Source organism: Aeromonas sp. QDB39, assembly GCF_027707585.1.
Lineage (GTDB): Bacteria > Pseudomonadota > Gammaproteobacteria > Enterobacterales > Aeromonadaceae > Aeromonas > Aeromonas hydrophila.
This window is the reverse complement of record NZ_JAPCIV010000012.1, coordinates 1-18,541: the sequence shown is the minus strand read 5'-3', so window position 1 is coordinate 18,541 and position 18,541 is coordinate 1. Positions and strand designations below refer to the sequence as shown.

The window sequence follows — 18,541 nt, the reverse complement described above, 5'->3', positions numbered from 1 at the left end:
CTCGTGCTTCTGGTTGCGCTGGCAGCACCCGCTGCGGTTTTCCCTCAGTATAGGAATGGATCCGCCGCTGACGGCGGGATCCACACAAGATCGCCTCCATAACCGCTTGATCCCGCAGGCTGGAAGGCGCGTATCAGCCTATCAGGAAAAGCGCGGGGCTATGGAGAAGGCCATCACACTCGCCACAAGGGGGCTCGTCATGGAAGAGAGTGTCGTGGTGATCGGCGCCGGTGGGGGGCTGGGAAGCGCCCTGGTCGAGCACTGGCTGGCGGCGGGCGCCGCGCCCGTCATCGCCGTCAGTCGCCAGCCGCAACCGGTGGGGCTCAACAGCAGCAGGCTGCACTGGCTACGCTGCGATTACAGTGATGAACAGCTGGCAGAGGTGGTGGCCCGCATCGGCGAGCTGGCGCCGAGGCCGCGCTGGCTGGTGATCTGCAACGGCCTGCTGCAGCAGGGAAGCATCCGGCCGGAGAAGCGGCTCGAAGCGCTCAACCTCGAGGCCATGACCCAGCTCTACCAGACCAACGCCCTGCTGCCGCTGCGCTGGATCAGCCGGCTGCTGCCCCTGCTGGGGTCGAGCCCCTGTACCCTGGCGGTGCTCAGCGCCCGGGTCGGCAGCATCGGCGACAACCGCACCGGGGGCTGGTATGGCTATCGCGCCGCCAAGGCGGCCCTCAACATGCTGCTAAAGTGTGCTGCCATCGAGCTCGCCAGACGGGCGCCCGGCGTCAAGTTGCTGGCGTTCCACCCGGGCACGGTGGATACCCAGCTCTCGCGCCCGTTTCACGGCAACCTGGCCGCCGGCAGCCTGTACAGCCCGCAACAGGCTGCCGCGCATCTGGTGACGCTGATGGCGCGGCTGACGCCGGATGGCGAGCTGAGCTATCTCGACTGGCGAGGCGAGCCTATCGAGTGGTAGCGGGCGGCAGCAGCCGGGCCAGCAGGCTGCGCAGCGCCTTGATGACCGCCGGCTTGCCTGCCAGTTGCAGCCTGGCCGCCAGCACTCCCCAGTCGGCATATTGCCAGATGGTGGCGATCAGCAGTTGCCGTTCGGCGGGGTCAAGCTGCGCCAGTGTTGTCAGGTTGCCCGCCAGCCAGCGCTGCAGGCTGGGCTGGCACAGCTCGAACGGTTTGTGGTGGTGGGTAAAGCAGGCCAGCTCATCCTGATCAAACTCATCGAGCCCGCTCGAGCTGGCCTCACCATCCTGCAGGCACTGCCACACCAGCTCGGATTCAAGGGTTTTCAGCTCGCCCGCCAGCAGGGTGGGCAGCTGGCGCACGAAGCGCCGGTGCCAGTGGGCCAGCTCGGCGGTGCAGCTTGGTTGCAGCGCCTTGAGCAGCAGGGCGGCGTGACTGCCGCTGGCGGCATCTCGCTGCAGGCCGATGCGCAGCACCCTGAGCCCGGCCTTGCGCCAGAAGGGCAACAAGTCGGCGCTGGCCGAGAAGGCGGAGCCCAGATAGTCGAGCCCTGCCGCCTGATAATGCTGTTCGAGGTGGGCCAGCAGGAGCGACCCCAGCCCGTGGCGATGGAGAGTCGGGTGGATGGCGATGCGCATCACCCGGGCGTAGCTGCGCGCACCTGCGGTTTTGAAGCCGGCGTGCGCCAGCAGCGACTGGGGCAGCAGATGGCCGCGCGGGCGCCGCCGCCCGGCCCAGATCGCCTCGGCCAGCTCGTCTGCTATCTCTCCTTCCCGGGCCACCAGCGCCACCCCGAGCAGATGTGGGCCCTGCTCCAGCAGGTGTATGTCGAGGGCCGGGCTTTCCAGCAGGTAGCGCAGATCGCTCGGTGTGGTCTGGTAGTGGGCCAGCACCAGCAGGCCGAACACCCGATGCAGCAGCCCCTCGTCGGCCGCCAGTGCATCCTGCTCGAGCCGGCGCCAGCCAGGCTGGGTGGGCGCTGGCGGTGTCTCGACCTCGGCATTGAGGCCGAGCAGCCGGAACACCAGCGGCTCCAGCGGATCCCGGCTGCTCCAGCGGATCGGCTCGGCCAGGTGGATCTCCTGCCAGCCGGGCGTTTCGCGATCGAGCACCCGCTTGAAGCGCAGGTGAAAACCGCGCCCGGTGCCCTCGTAGCCGTGCTCTGTGGTGGCGAAGACGATGCGGCCGTGCCGGGCCAGCATGGCTTCCAGCAGCGGGGTCGGAATGGCGGCCGCTTCGTCCACCAACAACAAGTCGGGTTGCAGCGGTTCGTGCACCAGCCGATCGGGCGAGCAGTAGCTGAGCCCTGCCAGCAGCTGTGGCGCGTCTTCAAGGGTATTGGTAGCGTGGGTAAACAGGGTGGCGACCGTGGCCTGGGAGGGCGCCGTCACCACGATCTGCAGATCGGGTTGCTGGCGCAGCAGCTCGGCGGCGGCCAGCCCCAGCAGGCTGCTCTTGCCGCGGCCCCGATCCGCGCTCAACACCAGCGGGCGGCGGCGGTGACCGTGCAACACCTTGTGGATGGCGGGCAGGGCGCGCGCCTGATCACAGCTCAGCGGCCGCGCTGGACCAACCGGCTGCCACGGGGTTGTCGCGGCAGGGGGCGTCAGATCGAGGGCAGGGTCACCCGCCAGCAGCCGCACCAGCCTAGCGAGAAAGCCGTGACCCGCCAGCACCATGTCTTCCGGTTGGGCCACCAGCCGCACCCGGTCTGGATCCGGCCAGGCTGGCCATTCGGCCCGCGGCGGAGTCAGCAACAGCAGCAGACCGCCTGCCCGCAAGGTGCCCGCCAGCGCCCCGAATGCGTCGGGGTGAAAACCGCTGAAAGTATTAAACACAAGCGTGTCGCACTCCTGACCGAGCCGCTGCAACGCCTTGGCCGCCGGTTGCGGGTGGTGTTCGCTCGGGCCGTCCCCCAGCCAGTAGCTGGCACCGCTCAGCAGCGCCTCGGCTCGGGCGATGCAATCGGCCTCATCACCTTCCAGCCAGATCAGCCGCCGTTCACCGGTGCGGGCCAGCGCCTGGCGCAACTCGTCGAGCGCAGCCGACATCATGAGGCGGTGCTGTCGGCCGGTTTGCGGGGCTCGAACATGCGATCCCCCATCTGGTCGATGAAGATGTGTGCCTTCTGCACCATGAAGCGCTCCGCGTCGGCGGGATTGGCAAACAGATCGGAGCGGATGAAGCGATGGGTCTGCAGCACGCCGTCCAGCTCCTTGGTGATGCGGCCTGCCAGCCGATACTGGCCCCCTTCGGCCATGGGCTCGGGATAGATGAGGTAGCCGGCGTATTCGGTGGGGGTGACTTCGGTGGCTGCAGCGGGCTGGCCGCCAAACAGGGCAGTGAACAGTTTCTTGAGCATGATGTTTCCCTCAGTGACAGGGCATTGTCACCAAGGGGTTGATGGCTGGCAAGCGGGGGATCTTATTACCAATCGTTATTTGCACTACGAACCATTCTCATTTAGATTTCATGGCAATCCAGCATGAGGTAAACACTATGTACGTCTGTTTGTGCCGCGGCATCACAGATTCCCAGATCCGCAAGGCGGTACAGGCAGGCAAGACCGAGTTTCGCCAGCTCAAGCAGTCGCTCGAAGTGGGTGCCCAGTGCGGCAAATGCGTGCGCATGACCATGGAGATCATTGCCGCCGAACTCGACAAGGCAGAGCTGGAACAGGCGCCGCTCTACTACGAGGTGGCCTGAGCAGGGCCTGTCGCCGGCAAAACCGGCCCGTCTTTTCAATCCCTTCCCGCAGGCGAGCTGGCTCGCCGGACCTCTTGTTGTCACTTTTCTGGACTAAGCTCTAAGGATCTCAGCCTCAGGCACGAACCAAGGAGCACTGTCGATGAAAGGAGATCCCAAGATCATTGCCCACCTCAACAAGGTGCTGGCCAATGAGCTGATAGCCATCAACCAATATTTTCTGCATGCCCGCATCTATGATGACTGGGGCCTCAAGGCGCTCGGTCACAAGGAGTATCACGAGTCCATCGATGAGATGAAACACGCCGACGAGCTGGTCAAGCGGGTGCTGTTTCTGGAAGGGCTGCCCAACTTGCAGGATCTGGGCAAGCTGCGCATCGGCGAGACGGTGGAGGAGATGCTGCGCTGCGACCTGTCGCTGGAGATGGATGCCATCCCGGATCTGAAGGTCGCCATCGCTTACGCCGAGTCGGTGCAGGATTACATCAGCCGCGACCTGTTCCAGGAGATCCTGGAAGACGAGGAGGAGCACGTGGACTGGCTGGAGACCCAGCTCGATCTCATCGATCGCATCGGACTGGAGAACTATCAGCAGTCCCAGCTGCATCACGGCGGATCCTGAATAGTTATGGCATGAAAAAACGATTAAAAAACCCGCTGCGGCGGGTTTTTTAATGTCTGGCTGCATAGCTTTTCATGAGGCTTATCATCATGAAAAGTAAGCTTATTTTTGTTAATCAGGTCGCAAAAAAGTACGCGGGAGAGATGCACTATTGGAACCCCTTATTGGGGACAAACAATAACAACGGTTAAAGGACTACACCATGCACTTCTTGCCCAACAAGCTGGCGCTGGCTTGCGCCATCGCACTCTCGCTCGCTGCCTGCAATGACAACCGCTCCAACGCCCCGGCGGATCCCGCCGCCACCAAGGCCTCTCTGATGCAGACCATGGACGAGGCCCTGCGCGAAGGCCAGGCGCTCGACCCCTACGGTTTTGCCATCGATGCCGCCAGTATCGCCAAGCGCAAGGCCCTCGATAGTTCCCTGCTCAAACGGCTGGATGCCCTGGACTCGAGCGTGCTGAGCGAACGGGACCGGTTGTTCTATGACATGATCCGCTGGGATCTGCAGATCAACCTGGCGGGTTACGATCTGCCCCAGTCCCAGATCCCGATCCATCACTTCCGCAACCGGGTGGTGGATCTGGCCGATGAGGTGGGCGCCGCTCCGGCCAGTGGCAGGGCCGCCCGCACCGTCGAGGGTGGCTTCGACTACTTCGAGCAGAGCTCGGCCGAGCGGGTCGCACCGGGGGATGCAGCCTGGCGGCGCGACATCGATCGCCCGGCCGCGGCACCGGTGCCAGCGAGCAAGGCGAGGGCCGCCACCGCGCCACTGGCCTGGTATCAGGAGCACCTCACCTGGCTCAAGGCCTATGACGGCTACCTTGCCGAGGTGAAGCACCAGTTCGAACTGGGCAGCGCCCAGGGCAACACCCTGCCGGACGAGCTGGTGGACCGGCTGCTGGCCCAGCTCAACAGCAAGCTGGATGGGGAGGCGATCGCCGGCGCCTATCTCGGCTGGCAGCAACTGCCGGGAGAGGCGGACGAGGCGCTGCGCAGCGAGTACAAGGGGGTGCTGGACAGCATCAACGGCCGCTATCTGGCGCTGCGCGACTACCTGGATTACCAGCACGGTGGCGCCTATGCGGTGCGCCTTGGCAGCGGCGAGTGCGACGACGGTTTCTGCGGCATGACCAACGGGCGCGACTGGTATCGCTGGCTGCTGAAGAAGCACACCACCACCGACATGACGCCGGAGCAGGTGCATGCGCTGGGGCTGAGCGAGGTGGAGCGGATCTTCGGCGCCATGGTCAAGGTGTGCCATACCGTCGGCAAGTGTGACAGCGACGATGTGGCCCAGAGCAAGCAGAGCGGCCAGATCTACGTCTTCTTCCGCTATCTGAACGAGCCGGCCTTCTTCTATCAGAACCCGCTGGCGGTCTGGTCCGCCGGCCTCAACCCGGACAATGCAGCCGGGGCGACCCTGAGCGGGCCGCAGCAGCAGGCGCTGGCCGAACACGAGCGGGCACTGCAGGAGTACAACGCCTTCAAGAGCAAGGCGGCACTGGTGCTGCCGGACTTCTTCGATGTCGAGCGCACCATTCCCAAGCTGGATTACGAGGTGGTGCCCGTCTCCTATGCGGATGCGCCATACGGCGGGGTCGCCTGGTATCAGGACGGCAACCCGCAGACCGGTCGCAAGGGGCAGTTCTTCCTCAACACCTACTACCCCTATGGTCTGCAGAGCTGGAACATCAGCACCCTGCTGGCCCACGAGGCGGCGCCGGGCCACCACTTCCAGATCACCATCGCCCAGGAGCTGGCCGCCAAGGATCCCGACTTCCCGCAGTACGTGGCGAACGCCTCCTACACCGCCTATGCGGAGGGCTGGGCGCTCTACACCGAATACCTGGCGGATCACGACATGGGGCTCTATCAGGGGCGCGGTCTCTATGATCCAGCGGTGGGGGACGTGAAGGTCGAGGGATCGTCCGCCTTCAACAACCAGCTGCAGTACTTCGGCCGCCTCAACGAGGAGATGCTGAGGGCCATGCGGCTGGTGGTGGATACCGGCATCCACTGGTATGGCTGGAGCCACGACCAGGCCGTCAACTACATGAAGGAGAACTCGGCGCTGGGGGCGGGGGACATCAGCTCCGAAGTGCCGCGCTACATGGCCTACACCGGCCAGGCGACCTCCTACAAGGCGGGCCAGCTGGCGCTGATCCGGATGCGGGAGTCGGCCGAGCAGGCGCTGGGCGGAGGCTTTGACCTCAAGGCGTTCCACCACCATGTGCTGGAATACGGCATGCTGCCCATCTCGGTGCTGGAGCAGAAGAACAAGCAGTGGATTGAACAGTCGAAGTGATCACAGTTACGGCGCCCGGCAAGGCAACGGGCGCCGCTTTCGATTAGGATACGGCTCTATTCAAACAACACTGCTACGGATGATGTCCATGGAACAGATCGCCCGTGAGATGGCGGCCCACAAGCGAGTGGCGCTGGTGGCTCACGACAACATGAAGACCCCTCTGCTGAACTGGGTGATGCGGCGCAAGGAGGAGCTCAAGCTCCACCACCTCTATGCCACCGGCACCACCGGCACCATGCTCGGCAAGCAGGCACAACTGCCCATCACCTGTCTCTTCTCCGGCCCCATGGGGGGCGACCAGCAGCTCGGCGCCCTGATCGCCGAGGGCAAGATCGACGTGCTGATCTTCTTCTGGGATCCCCTCAATGCGGTGCCCCACGATCCGGACGTGAAGGCCTTGCTGCGCCTCGCGGCAGTCTGGAACATCCCGGTCGCCACCAACGAGGCGACCGCCGATTTCATCATGGACAGCCCCCACATGCGCCAGGCGTTCAGCGTGCAGATCCCGGACTACGCCGGTTATCTCAAGGCCAGAACCCAGTAACGGGGCAGAAACGACAGAGCCGGCCAAGGGGCCGGCTCTTTTTATTGGCGGGAACGAAGATCAGCGCTGGAAGCTTTTTTGCGCGAACTTGGGTCTGGCATTCATGATCTGCTCTACCTGCTCGTCGCTCATCTTGCCGCGCGACAGCCCCAATACCTTGTAGGTGAGCAGCGGCCGGGCCGGCAGGGCGATCATCAGGGCGCGGATCTGGTTCTCGTCCTCTTTCTCGCGCACCGGTTTGCCATAGGCATAGGTCAGTACGCCGGCATCCATCAGGTTTTTGACGGCGGGCTCGGTGATCGGCAAGTTTATGACGCTTTTGCGCTGCAGCACGAACTCGCGCAGCACTGCCTTCTCGTTGAAGTCGAGAAAGGAGATCATCTGGGCCAGCTGATCCTGTTGGCGGCGGGATTGCCACTCGTCGCAGGCCCACTCCCAGGCGATCAGGAAGCCCTGACTGCAGAAGTAGGAGATGGCGATCAGCATGCCGACGCCGAGCCAGGCGGCATGTGTGGCGGCCCACTGGCTGACGGCCCCCTTCATCAAACCGGCCGGAAACAGCAGGATGATGCTGCAGCAGAGCAGCAGCCAGACCATCAGCCAGTTGAGGCGGTTCAGTTGATAGAAATGTTGGATCCACCGTTTCATCGTTCACCCTTCCCAAATCAGTGTGGACAGTAGTCATCTCATAGCAAACGGTGTGCCAAGGCGAAGCGTTCAGCGACAGGGGAGTGGATCCGGACGGCAAAGCCGGTGGTGGGACGGTTACATTCCCTTACAACTTGTTGAGCGAATGATCATTAGTTTGCCTTGTGAGGCGGCGCTCAACTTGGTAAAAAGCCCGCACTGTCATAGGGGAGTAGCAACCCGCCCGTGATCCGGGCAGGGCTCATGTCAACATTCTTGGATCCTCAGATCCATGGCATGGGCGGCGATGATATCCATCGCTCTGCAAGACCTTTGGCCTCGATATGCAAGCCAGCCGGGCGAGCCGTATCGGGTCCATTGGTTGTTCTGCTCGCCTGGCGGTTACTCATCATGCTGATCACCCTGCTGTTATTTCTGCTCTCTGCCGTCACCATCTATCTGGCCTGCGAATATTTCGTCAACGGCATCGAATGGACCGGCCACCACTTCAAGTTCTCCCAGAGCGCCACTGGCTCCCTGCTGGCGGCCCTCGGCACTGCTTTGCCGGAATGCATCGTCACCCTGACCGCATTGCTGATGGGGAATGCCCCCGCTCAGCAGCAGATCGGGATAGGTGCCGCCCTCGGCGGCCCGCTGGTACTCTCCACCATTGGTTATGCCGCCGTCGGCGTGACCCTGCTGCTGTGCATGAGCCGCGAGCACAGGGCCATCGATGGCGAGGTGCAGCGCGAGATAGGCCGCGATCAGGCCTGGTTCGTCGGCATCTTCCTGGTGGCGGTGGCCCTCGGCATGGTGGCCTTCACCGGTAAAACCTGGCTGGCCCCGCTGTTCGTGCTGGTGTATCTGGTCTATGTGCGGCGCGAGCTGAAACAGACCGACAGCCACGAGGTCGAGTTGCCAGAGCCCCTCAAGCTGGATCCGGGCGCCGAGATCCCGGCGCTCGGCAAGGTGCTGCTGCAAACCCTGGTGGCGCTGGTGGTGGTGGCGCTGGCGGCCCAGCTGTTCGTTCACCAGCTGGAGAGCATGGGCGAGCTGTTCGGCCTTTCGCCGGTGCTGGCGGCCCTGTTGCTGAGCCCGGTGGCGACCGAGATGCCCGAGCTGATGAACGTGCTGATCTGGGTGCGGCAGGGCAAGCACCGGCTGGCGCTGGCCAATATCTCGGGGGCCATGATGATCCAGGGCACTATTCCCAAGGCGTTCTGCCTGTTGTTCACCCCCTGGCTGCTGGACAGCACCATGATGGTCTCCTCGCTGGTGACGCTGCTGGCGGTCGTGCTGTTGTGGTGGGGGTTCAGTCGGGAGCGGATGACGGCGGGCAGGCTCGCCTGGGTGGGGCTGATCTATCTTGGCTTCTGCGGCTGGCTGATGGCGAACTGAGGCACCAGCCACACCAGATGCAAAAGGGCGGGACCTTGTCCCGCCCTTGTTGTTGTCATCATCCCATGCCGGCCGATGCCGGCAATGAGCTCAGAACTGCTGGAACCAGCGCTGGATCTGGGCCGGATCCTTGCTCTGGGTGAGCGAGAGCATCAACAGGATCCGCGCCTTCTGCGGGTTGAGGGTCTCGGCGGCGACGAAGCCGTACTTGGCGTCATCGATCTCGGCATCCAGGGTGGTGGAACCGGTCGGTACACGGGCGGAGCGCACTACCCGGATACCGTCCTTGCTCGCCTTGGCCAGGGTGTCGAACAGGGTGTGGTAGAGGTTGCCGTTGCCCACCCCGGCGCTGACGATGCCGTCGAACTTGGCATCCACCATCGCCTTGGCCGGCAGATCGGTGGCGTTGGCGTAGCTGTAGACGATGCCGACCTGCGGCAGCTTGTCGAGCTTGCTCACGTCAAACGGGGTCTTGCTGGTGTGCAGACGAGCCGGGCTGCGCTGATAGTCGATCTTGCCGTTGTGGATGTAGCCGAGCGGGCCGAAGTTGGGGGAGGCGAAGGTCTGCACCCCGGTGGTGTTGGTCTTGGTGACGTCGCGGGCATCGAGCACGGTGTCGTTCATCGCCACCATGACGCCACGCCCCTTGGAGGCCGGGTCAGAGGCGGTCACCACGGCGTTGTAGAGGTTCATCGGACCGTCGGCGCTCATGGCGGTGGAGGGGCGCATGGCGCCGACCAGCACCACCGGCTTGTCGCTCTTGACGGTCAGATTGAGGAAGTAGGCGGTCTCTTCCATGGTGTCGGTGCCGTGGGTGATGACGATGCCGTCCACGTCATCCTTGGCCAGCAGCTCGTTGACCCGCTTGGCCAGCTTGAGCCACACCTCGTCGTTCATGTCCTGGGAGCCTATTTTGACCACCTGCTCACCCTGCACGTCGGCCACGTTCTTCATCTCGGGCACGGCGGCGATCAGCGTCTCGATGGCCACCTTGCCGGCCTCGTAGTTGGACTGGGTGGCGGACTGTCCCGCCCCGGCAATGGTACCGCCGGTGGCCAGGATATGGACGTTGGGCAGGGCCATGGCCATCGGGGAGAGGGTCAGGCCGAGGACGGCGGCGAGCAGGGTCTTGCGGATCGGGAGAGTCATGCAGCAAATCCTTCTGAGGTGAGAAAAATTGCAGCAAGTTTGCGCTTTCTGTTGCCGGGGTTTGTGATGACTCTCACCAAAAAACAGCTGGGTACAGAATTTTAACCTGTTTTATACCTATATGGAGATAATTTAACTCGCCGAGAAGCCCTTGGCTTCGATCAGGGCGATCAGCTCGGCCTTGCTCAGTTCGCTCTCGATGACGGCCTTGCTGCTGGCAAAGTCGACGCTGGCGCTGCTGACGGCAGGCTGGGCCAGCAGGGCTTTTTGCAGGCTGGCGGCGCAGCCACCGCAGGACATGCCGGAGACGGTGAGTTCGATGGTCATGGGATAGCTCCTCTGTTGATAAGCAGTCAGCGTAAAGCTGCCGCCCGCGGCAAGGTCAAGCTGCTGGCTAGCCCATCAGTCCCAGGTAGTTCATCAGGGCGGCGCCCAGACTGGTGCTGACCAGAGAACCCAGCGTGGTGGTGGCGATGATGTTGGCTGCCAGCACGCTGTCGCCCCCCATGGCGCGGGTCATCACATAGCTGGCGGCGGCGGTGGGGGTGGAGCTGATGAGAAACAGGATGCCGAGCGCCTGCGGGCTGAAGCCCAGTGCCCAGGCCCCCATCACCAGCAGCACCGGGATACAGAACAGCCGGTTGGCGGTGGCCCAGCCGGTCAGCAGGGCGCCCCCGCGCAGGGCCTTGAGGTTGAGGCTGGCGCCGGTGCAGAGCAGGGCCAGCGGCAGGGTCATGTTGGCGAAGTAGTTGCCGGTGGTGATCACCAGCTGGGGCAGCTCGATGCCGAGCAGGCCGAAGGGCAGGGCGGACAGAATGGCGATGATCAGCGGATTTTTGGCGATCCCCTTGAGGATCGGCTTGATCCCCTTGCTGCCCCCCAGGCTGCGGGTCAGGGTGATCACCGCGAGCACGTTGTAGAGCACGGTGACCGAGCCCACCAGCAGGGCGGCGGCGCCGATCCCCTCGGCGCCATAGGCGTTCTGTACATAGGCCAGCCCCATGATCCCCATGTTGCCGCGAAAGCTGCCCTGCACGAAGATGCCGCGCTGGCGTCGCTCGGGGATGAAGCGGGCCGCCAACAGCTCCAGCACCAGAAAGCCGGTGAGGGTACCGAGCAGGCCGTAGAGGATGAGCCAGGGGCTCGGCATGGTGGAAAAGTCGGTGCGCACCATGCTGAGGAACAAGAGGGCGGGCAGGGTGACCTGGAACACCAGGCGGGAGGCGGACTCGACAAAGCTGTCGGGCAACAGACCCAGCTGCTTGAGCCAGATGCCGAGCAGCAGCACCACGCAGATGGGGCCCGTGATGGAGAGGGAGAAGTGCAGACTTGCCAACAGATCCATAATACGCGTCCTGTGCGATGGCGAATGGCACGGCGTTCGCCGGGGCCAAAGGGGCATTCTAACGCCATGGGCTTGTATTCACAGGGGTTAATCACAACAATGTGGGCAATTCCACCGCCGAGCCCCTGTGAGCCACTTCATGGACAAAAAACTGACCATCCTCGATATCGCCCGACTCAGTGGTGTCGGCAAGTCGACCGTCTCCCGGGTGCTCAATCAGGATCCCAAGGTGAAGCAGGCGACCCGTGACCGGGTGGAGCAGATCATCGCCGAACACGGCTTCGTGCCGAGCAAGTCGGCGCGAGCCATGCGCAGCCAGAGCCAGCAGGTGGTGGGGATCATCGTCTCGCGGCTCGACTCCAGCTCGGAAAACCAGGCGGTGCGCGGCATGCTGGAGACCCTCTACCAGCGCGGTTACGACGCCGTGCTGATGGAGAGCAAGTTCTCGCCCGCCAAGGTGCAGGAGCATCTGGCGGTGCTGGAGCGGCGGGGGGTGGATGGCATCATTTTGTTCGCCTTCAACGACCTGGACTATGCCGCCATGGCGCCGCTCAGGGATAAGCTGGTGCTGGTCGCCCGCGATCATCCCGGCTTCTCCTCGGTCTGTTTTGACGACGCCGGTGCGGTGCACACCATGCTGGAGCAACTCGCCGCCCGCGGCATTCACGACATCGCCTACCTGGGGGTGGATACCAGCGACCTCACCACCGGCCAGCGCCGGCTCGACGCCTACCTCGGCTACTGTGCCGAACAGGGGCTGGCGGCGCGCAGCGCCCTCGGCGATCTCAGCCTGCAGAGCGGCTACCGGCTGGCGGGGGAGCTGCTCACCCCGACTACCGGCGCCCTGGTCTGCGCCAGCGACACCCTCGCCATCGGCGCGGCGAAATACCTGCAGGAGCAGGGGCGCAGCGAGGTGCTGGTGACCGGTCTTGGCAACAACCCCATGCTCAGCTTTCTCTTCCCCAACGCCCTCAGCCTGGATCTGGGCTACAAGGGGGCGGGCGAGCAGGCGGCCCGTCAGCTGCTCGGCCAGATCGAGCAGGATCTGCCTCCGCTGGCGACCATAGCCCCCAGCCACCCTCTGTGATTGCCATCACCTAGTCCTGCACAAAAACTGTGCTTTTTGTGAGCTCGGCCACGAAATGGGAACGTTCCCATTTTGATCTGGCCAGATTGTCGGCATGCTAAATGGGAACGATACCAAAAACGCTCGGGCCCACTGACTGGCCCAAAAGGGCGACGCAGACCAATATCAATGGAGTCACAGAGGGAAGACTCATGTCCAAGATCAACGCACAACACCTGGCCACGCTCATCGACAAGATCGGTGGCAAGGAGAACATCGCCACCGTCAGTCACTGCCTGACCCGGCTGCGCTTCGTCCTGAACGATCCTGCCAAGGCCGACAGCAAGGCCATCGAAACCATCCCGGCGGTGAAGGGAAGCTTCACCCAGGGTGGCCAGTTCCAGGTAGTCATCGGCAACGAGGTAGAGCATTGGTACAAGGCGCTGACCGAAGAGATCGGCGTCAGCGGTGGCAGCAAGGAGGCCGCCAAGCAGGCGGCGCGCCAGAACATGAATCCGCTGGAGCGGGGCATCTCCCATCTGGCTGAGATCTTCGTGCCGCTGCTGCCCGCCATCATCACTGGCGGTCTGATCCTGGGCTTTCGCAACGTCATCGGCGACATCAAGATGTTCGACGATGGCACTCATTCCCTCACCGAGATCAGCCAGTTCTGGGCTCAGGTGCACGCCTTCCTCTGGTTGCTGGGCGAGGCGATCTTCCACTTCCTGCCGGTGGGCGTCTGCTGGTCTGCGGTGAAGAAGATGGGCGGCTCCGAGATTCTGGGCATCGTGCTCGGTATCACCCTGGTCTCCCCGCAACTGATGAACGCCTACGGCATCGGTCAGCAGACCCCCGAGGTGTGGGATTTCGGCCTGTTCGTGATCCAGAAGGTGGGTTATCAGGCCCAGGTCATTCCGGCCCTGCTGGCGGGGGTATTCCTAGCCTGGGTGGAGACCAACCTCAAGCGCATCATTCCGGCCTATCTCTATCTGGTGATCGTACCCTTCATCTCCCTGCTGCTGGCGGTGATCGTGGCTCACGCCTTTATCGGCCCGTTCGGTCGCTGGTTGGGTGACGGCGTCGGTTTCGCTGCCAAAGCGGCCATGACAGGTTCGTTTGCCCCCATCGGTGCCGCCCTGTTCGGCTTCCTCTACGCGCCGCTGGTCATCACCGGCATCCATCACACCACCAACGCGGTGGATCTGCAGCTGATGCAGAGCATGGGTGGCACCCCGATCTGGCCGCTGATCGCCCTCTCCAACATTGCCCAGGCGTCTGCGGTCGTCGGCATCATTCTGATCAGCCGCAAGGAGAACGAACGGGAGATCTCGGTGCCTGCCGCCATCTCCGCCTACCTGGGGGTGACCGAGCCGGCCATGTACGGCATCAACCTCAAGTACAAGTTCCCCATGCTGTGCGCCATGGTGGGCTCCAGCCTTGCCGCCCTCATCTGCGGTTTCGCCGGGGTGATGGCCAACGGCATCGGGGTAGGGGGCCTGCCGGGCATCCTCTCCATCCAGCCGCAATACTGGGCCATTTATTCCCTCGCCATGCTGGTGGCCATCGTAGTGCCTGTGGTGCTGACTCTGCTGGTCTACAAGCGCCAGCAGGCGGCCGGCAAGCTGGCCCAGGCCAGCGCCTGATTCCACGCATCAGGGCGACCCGCAGGGGTCGCCCTCTCCCTTTTTCATTCGAGACAAGAGCAAGACCCATGAGCCAAACACCCTGGTGGCAGAGCGCCGTGATTTACCAGATTTACCCCAAGAGCTTTCAGGATTCCGCTGCCCGTGGCACCGGCGATCTCAAGGGGATCATGGCCCGCCTCGACTATCTCAAGACCCTCGGCGTCGATGCCCTCTGGCTGACTCCGGTGTACGTCTCCCCGCAGGTGGACAACGGCTACGACATCGCCGACTACCTTGCCATCGACTCCGCCTACGGCACCATGGCCGACTTCGAGGCGCTGCTGGCTGCCGCCCACGCGCGTGACATCCGCATCGTGATGGATATCGTAGTGAACCACACCTCCACCGAGCACGCCTGGTTCAAGTCGGCGCTGGGGGATAAAAACAGTCCCTACCGCGACTACTACATCTGGCGCGATCCGGTGGACGGCGGCGTGCCCAACAACTGGCAATCCAAGTTTGGCGGCAGCGCCTGGGAGCTGGACTCAGCCACCGGTCAGTACTACCTGCACCTGTTTGCCCGCGAGCAGGCGGATCTCAACTGGGAGAACCCGGCGGTGCGCGCCGAGGTCAAAAACATCATCCACTTCTGGGCGAACAAGGGGGTGGACGGGTTCCGGCTCGACGTCATCAACCTCATCTCCAAGGATCAGGCGTTCCCGAACGACGAGATTGGCGATGGCCGCCGCTTCTACACCGACGGGCCGCGTATCCACGAATTTTTGCAGGACGTGAGCCGCGACGTCTTTGCTCCGGTCGGTGCCATGACGGTGGGGGAGATGTCCTCTACTTCGCTGGAGCACTGCCAGCGCTACGGCGCGCTGGATGGCTCCGAGCTCTCCATGGTGTTCAACTTCCACCACCTCAAGGTGGATTACCCCAATGGCGACAAGTGGACCAAGGCGCCGTTCGATTTCCTCGAGCTCAAGCGCATCTTCAACCACTGGCAGAGCGGCATGCACGGCAAGGGGTGGTCGGCGCTGTTCTGGTGCAACCACGATCAGCCGCGCATCGTCTCCCGCTTCGGTGACGAGGGCGAGCATAGGGTCGTGGCCGCCAAGATGCTGGCCAGCACGCTGCACGGTTTGCAGGGCACCCCCTACATCTATCAGGGGGAGGAGATCGGCATGACCAACCCCGGCTATCAGCGCATCGATGACTACCAAGATGTGGAGAGCCGCAACATCTTCGCCATCAAGCAGGCCGAAGGGATGAGCGAGGCCGAGATCCTGGCCATTCTCGGCGCCAAGTCCCGCGACAACTCGCGCACCCCGATGCAGTGGAGCGCCGCGGCCAACGCCGGTTTCACCAGCGGAACGCCCTGGCTCAAGCCCGCCGCCAACTACCCGCTTATCAACGCCGAGGCGGCGCTGGCAGACCAGCACTCGGTGTTCTGGCACTACCGAGATCTGATCCGCCTGCGCAAGGCACACCCCATCTTTACCCAGGGGGATTATCAGGAGCTGCTGGCAGGGCACCCGCAGATCTGGGCCTATGCCCGCCGCGCCAACGGCCAGACATTGCTGGTGGTGAGCAACTTCTACGGCGAGCCGGCCACCTTCGCCCTGCCGGACGAACTGGCCACCGGCAAGGGGCGCCTGCTGCTGGGCAACTACCCCGATAGCCCGGCCCGGCCGCAGTCCTGTATGCTGCGCCCTTATGAATCCCTGATCTGGCTGGTGGAGTAGGCGATGAGCGAGGTGATGACGAAGGCGGTAGTGCGCGGCGCCGAGTGGCAGAAGATGGTGGCGGGGGCGCCTTATGATGCGGGCGACCCTGAGCTGAAAGCGGCGCGCGAGCGCTGCCGCAAGCTCTATCACACCTTCAACACCAGCTGGCAGGAGAAACCGGTGCGGGATGCCCTGCTCCATGAACTGCTGGGCGGCCGTGGCCAAGCGTGCGCCATCAACCCGCCGTTCTTTTGCGACTATGGTGCCAACATCTTCGTGGGGGAGAACTTCTACGCCAATGTGGGCTGCACCATCCTCGACGTGTGCGAGGTGCACATCGGCGACAACGTGCTGCTGGCGCCCGGAGTGCAGATCTACACCGCCGCTCATCCGGTGGCGGTGGCGCCGCGCATCAAGGGGGTGGAGTTCGGCAAGCCGGTGCGCATCGGCCACAACGTCTGGATTGGCGGCAGCGCAGTCATCTGCCCCGGCGTCACCATAGGGGACAACAGCGTCATCGGCGCGGGCTCGGTGGTGACCAAGGATGTGCCGGCAGGTGTGGTGGCGGCCGGCAACCCCTGCAAGGTGTTGCGGCCGATGACGGCGGAGGAGCTGGCAGCGGTCTGACCCAGCCGGGGCGGGCAATCCCGCCCCGGTTGATATCTGGCACCGCGCTCAAAGGCGCCATCCTTCATCTGATTTCTTCCCAGGGGCGTACCGGCTCGACCGGGCAGTGCGTTCTCACCTCAGGCAGGCAGCAAGGCTCCGCAGCGTTTGTGCTGCTTCATGACCACCAGGGTCTTGAAGCTGCGCACCTGCTCCCTGGCATGCAGCACCCGCCGGGTAAACAGGTCGTAGCTCTGCATGTCCCGTGCGGCGACCTGCAGCACGAAGTCCTGCTCCCCCGTGACGTACCAGAGGTCCATGACCTCCGGTTCCCCTTGCAGGCTGGCGATCATCTCATCGACGATGCGGCCGTGATCCCGCTCCAGCGTCACGAGCACCAGCATGGTGATGGGCCAGCCCATGGTGGCCGGTGCCACCAGCGCCACCTCCCGTTCGATGAGTTCCGCCTCCCGCAGCGCCCGCACGCGGCGGTAACAGGCCGGCGCCGAGAGGCCGACCCGGTGGGCGAGCTCGGGGATCGGCAGGCGGGCATCCTGCTGCAGTTCGGCGAGGATGAGCAGATCGAATTTGTCGGTCATGGGGATAGAGATAAAAATTATCGAATAGGGCCAGTTTTAGACCGAAATTACGGCCGTCGCCAGATATATTTTACTTCTCATTGTCTGCTCAGGTTTGAACAAGATGCCGCCGAACACCACTGCTTTCTCCTCCCTGCTGGCGGTCATCCTCGCCATGCTGTCGATTACCCTCGGCGCCTCGCTGGCCAAGTCCCTGTTTCCCCTGATCGGGGCTGCCGGTACCACCTTGTTCCGACTGGGATGCGCCGCCCTGCTCCTCTCGCTGGTGTTTCGCATCTGGCGAATGCCCTTCGATCGACGCACTCTGCTGGGGGCCATCCCCTATGGGCTGTCGCTGGGAGCAATGAACCTGCTCTTCTATCTGGCGATCGAGCGGATCCCCCTCGGCGTGGCGTTGGCCATCGAGTTCATTGGCCCCTTGACGGTGGCGCTGCTCGGCTCGCGCCATCGGGCAGACTTCCTCTGGCTGGCGCTGGCCATCGTCGGCCTGCTGTTGTTGCTGCCGCTGCGGACGGCCGAACAGACCCTCGATCCGCTGGGGGCGGCGTTGGCGCTCGGCGCCGGGGTGTTCTGGGGGCTCTACATGCTGACCGGCAAGCGGGCCGGTGCCCTGCTGGGGGCGCAGGCGCCGGCGCTGGGCATGTGGGTGGGGGCTTTGCTGGTGCTGCCCTTCGGCCTCGGTGGTGCGAGCGAGGCGACCTTCACCCTGCCCGTGGTGCTGACCATCGTGGGGGTAGGGCTGCTCTCCAGCGCGATCCCTTACTCCCTCGAGATGTTTGCCCTGCGCCGGCTGCCGCTCAAGAGCTACGGCATTCTGACCAGCGGTGAACCCGCCATGGGGGCCCTGATGGGGTTGCTGTTGCTGGGGGAACAGTTGCCCCCGGCCCAGTGGCTGGGGATCGCGGCGATCATCGTCGCCTCGATGGGCACCACCTGGCAAGGCGGGCGCCGGCGCACCGAGCCGGCGTGATCTGCCGGGCCCGTACGACAGCCGGATTATGCGCATGACCTCGCCGGTGGGGGTCTGCCGTTCGCTGAACCCGGGATGTACAGCCACTTCAGATTTTTTGAACATCTAGGCCAGTTTATCTCGCTAACAATGGCGGGCCTGGATGTTTAATATTCACTCAACGCTTAGGCAGGAACGCCAAGCGGCCAAATAACTGGTCGTTCAAGGCTGTGGCACTCTCAAACAGGGTGCCGGATGTCGGTGAAAGACTCAGAGATCCCCTCATTTTTAGAGACTCAAATAATTCCAAGTGTGCGGGTATATAAGCGGTGTTGCTTCAGGTAGT

The 18,541-nt window shown here is 63.6% G+C and carries 18 protein-coding genes and 1 riboswitch; of the genes, 11 read left to right on the top strand and 7 right to left on the bottom strand.

The window, feature by feature from the left end; translation table 11 throughout:
• The first annotated feature begins 199 nt into the window (after nucleotides 1-199).
• A complete protein-coding gene (locus tag PG899_RS08670) occupies nucleotides 200-919 on the top strand; it encodes an SDR family NAD(P)-dependent oxidoreductase (RefSeq protein WP_077095222.1) in 720 nt (239 codons plus the stop codon).
• Here PG899_RS08670 and PG899_RS08665 read toward each other — a convergent pair.
• Together PG899_RS08665 and PG899_RS08660 are read right to left on the bottom strand one after the other, a co-directional pair.
• Nucleotides 906-2,972 (bottom strand): tRNA(Met) cytidine acetyltransferase TmcA, encoded by a 2,067-nt coding sequence (locus PG899_RS08665; protein WP_077095221.1) that lies wholly within the window; start codon nucleotides 2,970-2,972, stop codon nucleotides 906-908. The two genes, PG899_RS08670 and PG899_RS08665, sit on opposite strands and share 14 nt — an antisense overlap.
• Nucleotides 2,969-3,280 carry an HlyU family transcriptional regulator gene (locus tag PG899_RS08660; RefSeq protein ID WP_077095220.1) on the bottom strand — a complete coding sequence of 104 codons (312 nt, stop codon included), beginning with the start codon at nucleotides 3,278-3,280 and terminating at the stop codon, nucleotides 2,969-2,971. The genes PG899_RS08665 and PG899_RS08660 overlap by 4 nt, the downstream gene beginning before the upstream one ends.
• 137 nt (nucleotides 3,281-3,417) lie before the next feature.
• Between PG899_RS08660 and PG899_RS08655 the strand changes: the two genes are divergently transcribed.
• The 4 genes from PG899_RS08655 to PG899_RS08640 all read left to right on the top strand — a co-directional run bounded on the left by PG899_RS08655 (nucleotide 3,418) and on the right by PG899_RS08640 (nucleotide 7,101).
• Nucleotides 3,418-3,624: a bacterioferritin-associated ferredoxin gene (locus PG899_RS08655; RefSeq protein WP_016352142.1), complete on the top strand. Its 207-nt coding sequence runs from the start codon at nucleotides 3,418-3,420 to the stop codon at nucleotides 3,622-3,624.
• 142 nt (nucleotides 3,625-3,766) lie between these two features.
• Nucleotides 3,767-4,246 (top strand): bacterioferritin, encoded by a 480-nt coding sequence (gene bfr / locus PG899_RS08650; RefSeq protein ID WP_011707537.1) that lies wholly within the window; start codon nucleotides 3,767-3,769, stop codon nucleotides 4,244-4,246.
• A gap of 202 nt (nucleotides 4,247-4,448) precedes the next feature.
• Nucleotides 4,449-6,554, top strand: coding sequence for a DUF885 domain-containing protein (locus PG899_RS08645; RefSeq protein WP_077095219.1), 2,106 nt, complete (start codon nucleotides 4,449-4,451; stop codon nucleotides 6,552-6,554).
• A gap of 88 nt (nucleotides 6,555-6,642) precedes the next feature.
• On the top strand, nucleotides 6,643-7,101 hold the full coding sequence (locus tag PG899_RS08640; protein ID WP_010635987.1) for a methylglyoxal synthase: 459 nt from the start codon (nucleotides 6,643-6,645) through the stop codon (nucleotides 7,099-7,101).
• 60 nt (nucleotides 7,102-7,161) lie between these two features.
• Here the strand turns inward: PG899_RS08640 and PG899_RS08635 are convergent, their stop codons facing one another.
• The gene (locus tag PG899_RS08635; protein ID WP_010635988.1) at nucleotides 7,162-7,749 is read right to left on the bottom strand and encodes a superinfection exclusion B family protein; all 588 of its coding nucleotides are present in this window, start codon (nucleotides 7,747-7,749) and stop codon (nucleotides 7,162-7,164) included.
• 194 nt (nucleotides 7,750-7,943) lie between these two features.
• Nucleotides 7,944-8,051, top strand: a riboswitch (yybP-ykoY riboswitch).
• A gap of 88 nt (nucleotides 8,052-8,139) precedes the next feature.
• Between PG899_RS08635 and PG899_RS08630 the strand changes: the two genes are divergently transcribed.
• The gene (locus tag PG899_RS08630) at nucleotides 8,140-9,126 is read left to right on the top strand and encodes a sodium:calcium antiporter (protein ID WP_043126998.1); all 987 of its coding nucleotides are present in this window, start codon (nucleotides 8,140-8,142) and stop codon (nucleotides 9,124-9,126) included.
• Nucleotides 9,127-9,216: 90 nt separating this feature from the next.
• Here the strand turns inward: PG899_RS08630 and ansB are convergent, their stop codons facing one another.
• The 3 genes from ansB to PG899_RS08615 all read right to left on the bottom strand — a co-directional run bounded on the left by ansB (nucleotide 9,217) and on the right by PG899_RS08615 (nucleotide 11,620).
• Nucleotides 9,217-10,275 (bottom strand): L-asparaginase 2, encoded by a 1,059-nt coding sequence (gene ansB / locus PG899_RS08625; protein ID WP_011707533.1) that lies wholly within the window; start codon nucleotides 10,273-10,275, stop codon nucleotides 9,217-9,219.
• 132 nt (nucleotides 10,276-10,407) lie between these two features.
• Nucleotides 10,408-10,602 (bottom strand): heavy-metal-associated domain-containing protein, encoded by a 195-nt coding sequence (locus tag PG899_RS08620; RefSeq protein WP_024944793.1) that lies wholly within the window; start codon nucleotides 10,600-10,602, stop codon nucleotides 10,408-10,410.
• Nucleotides 10,603-10,669: 67 nt separating this feature from the next.
• A complete protein-coding gene (locus PG899_RS08615; protein WP_077095217.1) occupies nucleotides 10,670-11,620 on the bottom strand; it encodes an AEC family transporter in 951 nt (316 codons plus the stop codon).
• A gap of 139 nt (nucleotides 11,621-11,759) precedes the next feature.
• On the opposite strand from PG899_RS08615, the gene treR reads away from it, so the two are divergent.
• The 4 genes from treR (at nucleotide 11,760) to PG899_RS08595 (ending at nucleotide 16,668) form a co-directional block, all read left to right on the top strand.
• On the top strand, nucleotides 11,760-12,707 hold the full coding sequence (treR, locus tag PG899_RS08610; protein WP_077095216.1) for a trehalose operon repressor TreR: 948 nt from the start codon (nucleotides 11,760-11,762) through the stop codon (nucleotides 12,705-12,707).
• 191 nt (nucleotides 12,708-12,898) lie between these two features.
• Nucleotides 12,899-14,329: a PTS trehalose transporter subunit IIBC gene (treB, locus tag PG899_RS08605; RefSeq protein ID WP_179101294.1), complete on the top strand. Its 1,431-nt coding sequence runs from the start codon at nucleotides 12,899-12,901 to the stop codon at nucleotides 14,327-14,329.
• 68 nt (nucleotides 14,330-14,397) lie between these two features.
• Complete coding sequence (treC, locus tag PG899_RS08600) at nucleotides 14,398-16,059, top strand: alpha,alpha-phosphotrehalase (protein WP_077095214.1); 1,662 nt, start codon at nucleotides 14,398-14,400, stop codon at nucleotides 16,057-16,059.
• A 3-nt stretch (nucleotides 16,060-16,062) separates the two neighbouring features.
• Complete coding sequence (locus PG899_RS08595) at nucleotides 16,063-16,668, top strand: sugar O-acetyltransferase (protein WP_077095213.1); 606 nt, start codon at nucleotides 16,063-16,065, stop codon at nucleotides 16,666-16,668.
• Nucleotides 16,669-16,787: 119 nt separating this feature from the next.
• Here the strand turns inward: PG899_RS08595 and PG899_RS08590 are convergent, their stop codons facing one another.
• Nucleotides 16,788-17,246, bottom strand: coding sequence for an Lrp/AsnC family transcriptional regulator (locus tag PG899_RS08590; protein WP_016352133.1), 459 nt, complete (start codon nucleotides 17,244-17,246; stop codon nucleotides 16,788-16,790).
• A gap of 103 nt (nucleotides 17,247-17,349) precedes the next feature.
• On the opposite strand from PG899_RS08590, the gene PG899_RS08585 reads away from it, so the two are divergent.
• Nucleotides 17,350-18,216 (top strand): EamA family transporter, encoded by an 867-nt coding sequence (locus tag PG899_RS08585; RefSeq protein ID WP_179101293.1) that lies wholly within the window; start codon nucleotides 17,350-17,352, stop codon nucleotides 18,214-18,216.
• The last annotated feature ends 325 nt before the right edge of the window (nucleotides 18,217-18,541 follow it).

Bases quoted from the DNA above. Each gene is read 5' to 3' on its own strand.
- PG899_RS08670 (WP_077095222.1), top strand. From the start codon at position 200: ATGGAAGAGAGTGTCGTGGTGATCGGCGCCGGTGGGGGGCTGGGAAGC.
- PG899_RS08665 (WP_077095221.1), bottom strand. From the start codon at position 2,972: ATGATGTCGGCTGCGCTCGACGAGTTGCGCCAGGCGCTGGCCCGCACC.
- PG899_RS08660 (WP_077095220.1), bottom strand. From the start codon at position 3,280: ATGCTCAAGAAACTGTTCACTGCCCTGTTTGGCGGCCAGCCCGCTGCA.
- PG899_RS08655 (WP_016352142.1), top strand. From the start codon at position 3,418: ATGTACGTCTGTTTGTGCCGCGGCATCACAGATTCCCAGATCCGCAAG.
- bfr (WP_011707537.1), top strand. From the start codon at position 3,767: ATGAAAGGAGATCCCAAGATCATTGCCCACCTCAACAAGGTGCTGGCC.
- PG899_RS08645 (WP_077095219.1), top strand. From the start codon at position 4,449: ATGCACTTCTTGCCCAACAAGCTGGCGCTGGCTTGCGCCATCGCACTC.
- PG899_RS08640 (WP_010635987.1), top strand. From the start codon at position 6,643: ATGGAACAGATCGCCCGTGAGATGGCGGCCCACAAGCGAGTGGCGCTG.
- PG899_RS08635 (WP_010635988.1), bottom strand. From the start codon at position 7,749: ATGAAACGGTGGATCCAACATTTCTATCAACTGAACCGCCTCAACTGG.
- PG899_RS08630 (WP_043126998.1), top strand. From the start codon at position 8,140: ATGCTGATCACCCTGCTGTTATTTCTGCTCTCTGCCGTCACCATCTAT.
- ansB (WP_011707533.1), bottom strand. From the start codon at position 10,275: ATGACTCTCCCGATCCGCAAGACCCTGCTCGCCGCCGTCCTCGGCCTG.
- PG899_RS08620 (WP_024944793.1), bottom strand. From the start codon at position 10,602: ATGACCATCGAACTCACCGTCTCCGGCATGTCCTGCGGTGGCTGCGCC.
- PG899_RS08615 (WP_077095217.1), bottom strand. From the start codon at position 11,620: ATGGATCTGTTGGCAAGTCTGCACTTCTCCCTCTCCATCACGGGCCCC.
- treR (WP_077095216.1), top strand. From the start codon at position 11,760: ATGGACAAAAAACTGACCATCCTCGATATCGCCCGACTCAGTGGTGTC.
- treB (WP_179101294.1), top strand. From the start codon at position 12,899: ATGTCCAAGATCAACGCACAACACCTGGCCACGCTCATCGACAAGATC.
- treC (WP_077095214.1), top strand. From the start codon at position 14,398: ATGAGCCAAACACCCTGGTGGCAGAGCGCCGTGATTTACCAGATTTAC.
- PG899_RS08595 (WP_077095213.1), top strand. From the start codon at position 16,063: ATGAGCGAGGTGATGACGAAGGCGGTAGTGCGCGGCGCCGAGTGGCAG.
- PG899_RS08590 (WP_016352133.1), bottom strand. From the start codon at position 17,246: ATGACCGACAAATTCGATCTGCTCATCCTCGCCGAACTGCAGCAGGAT.
- PG899_RS08585 (WP_179101293.1), top strand. From the start codon at position 17,350: ATGCCGCCGAACACCACTGCTTTCTCCTCCCTGCTGGCGGTCATCCTC.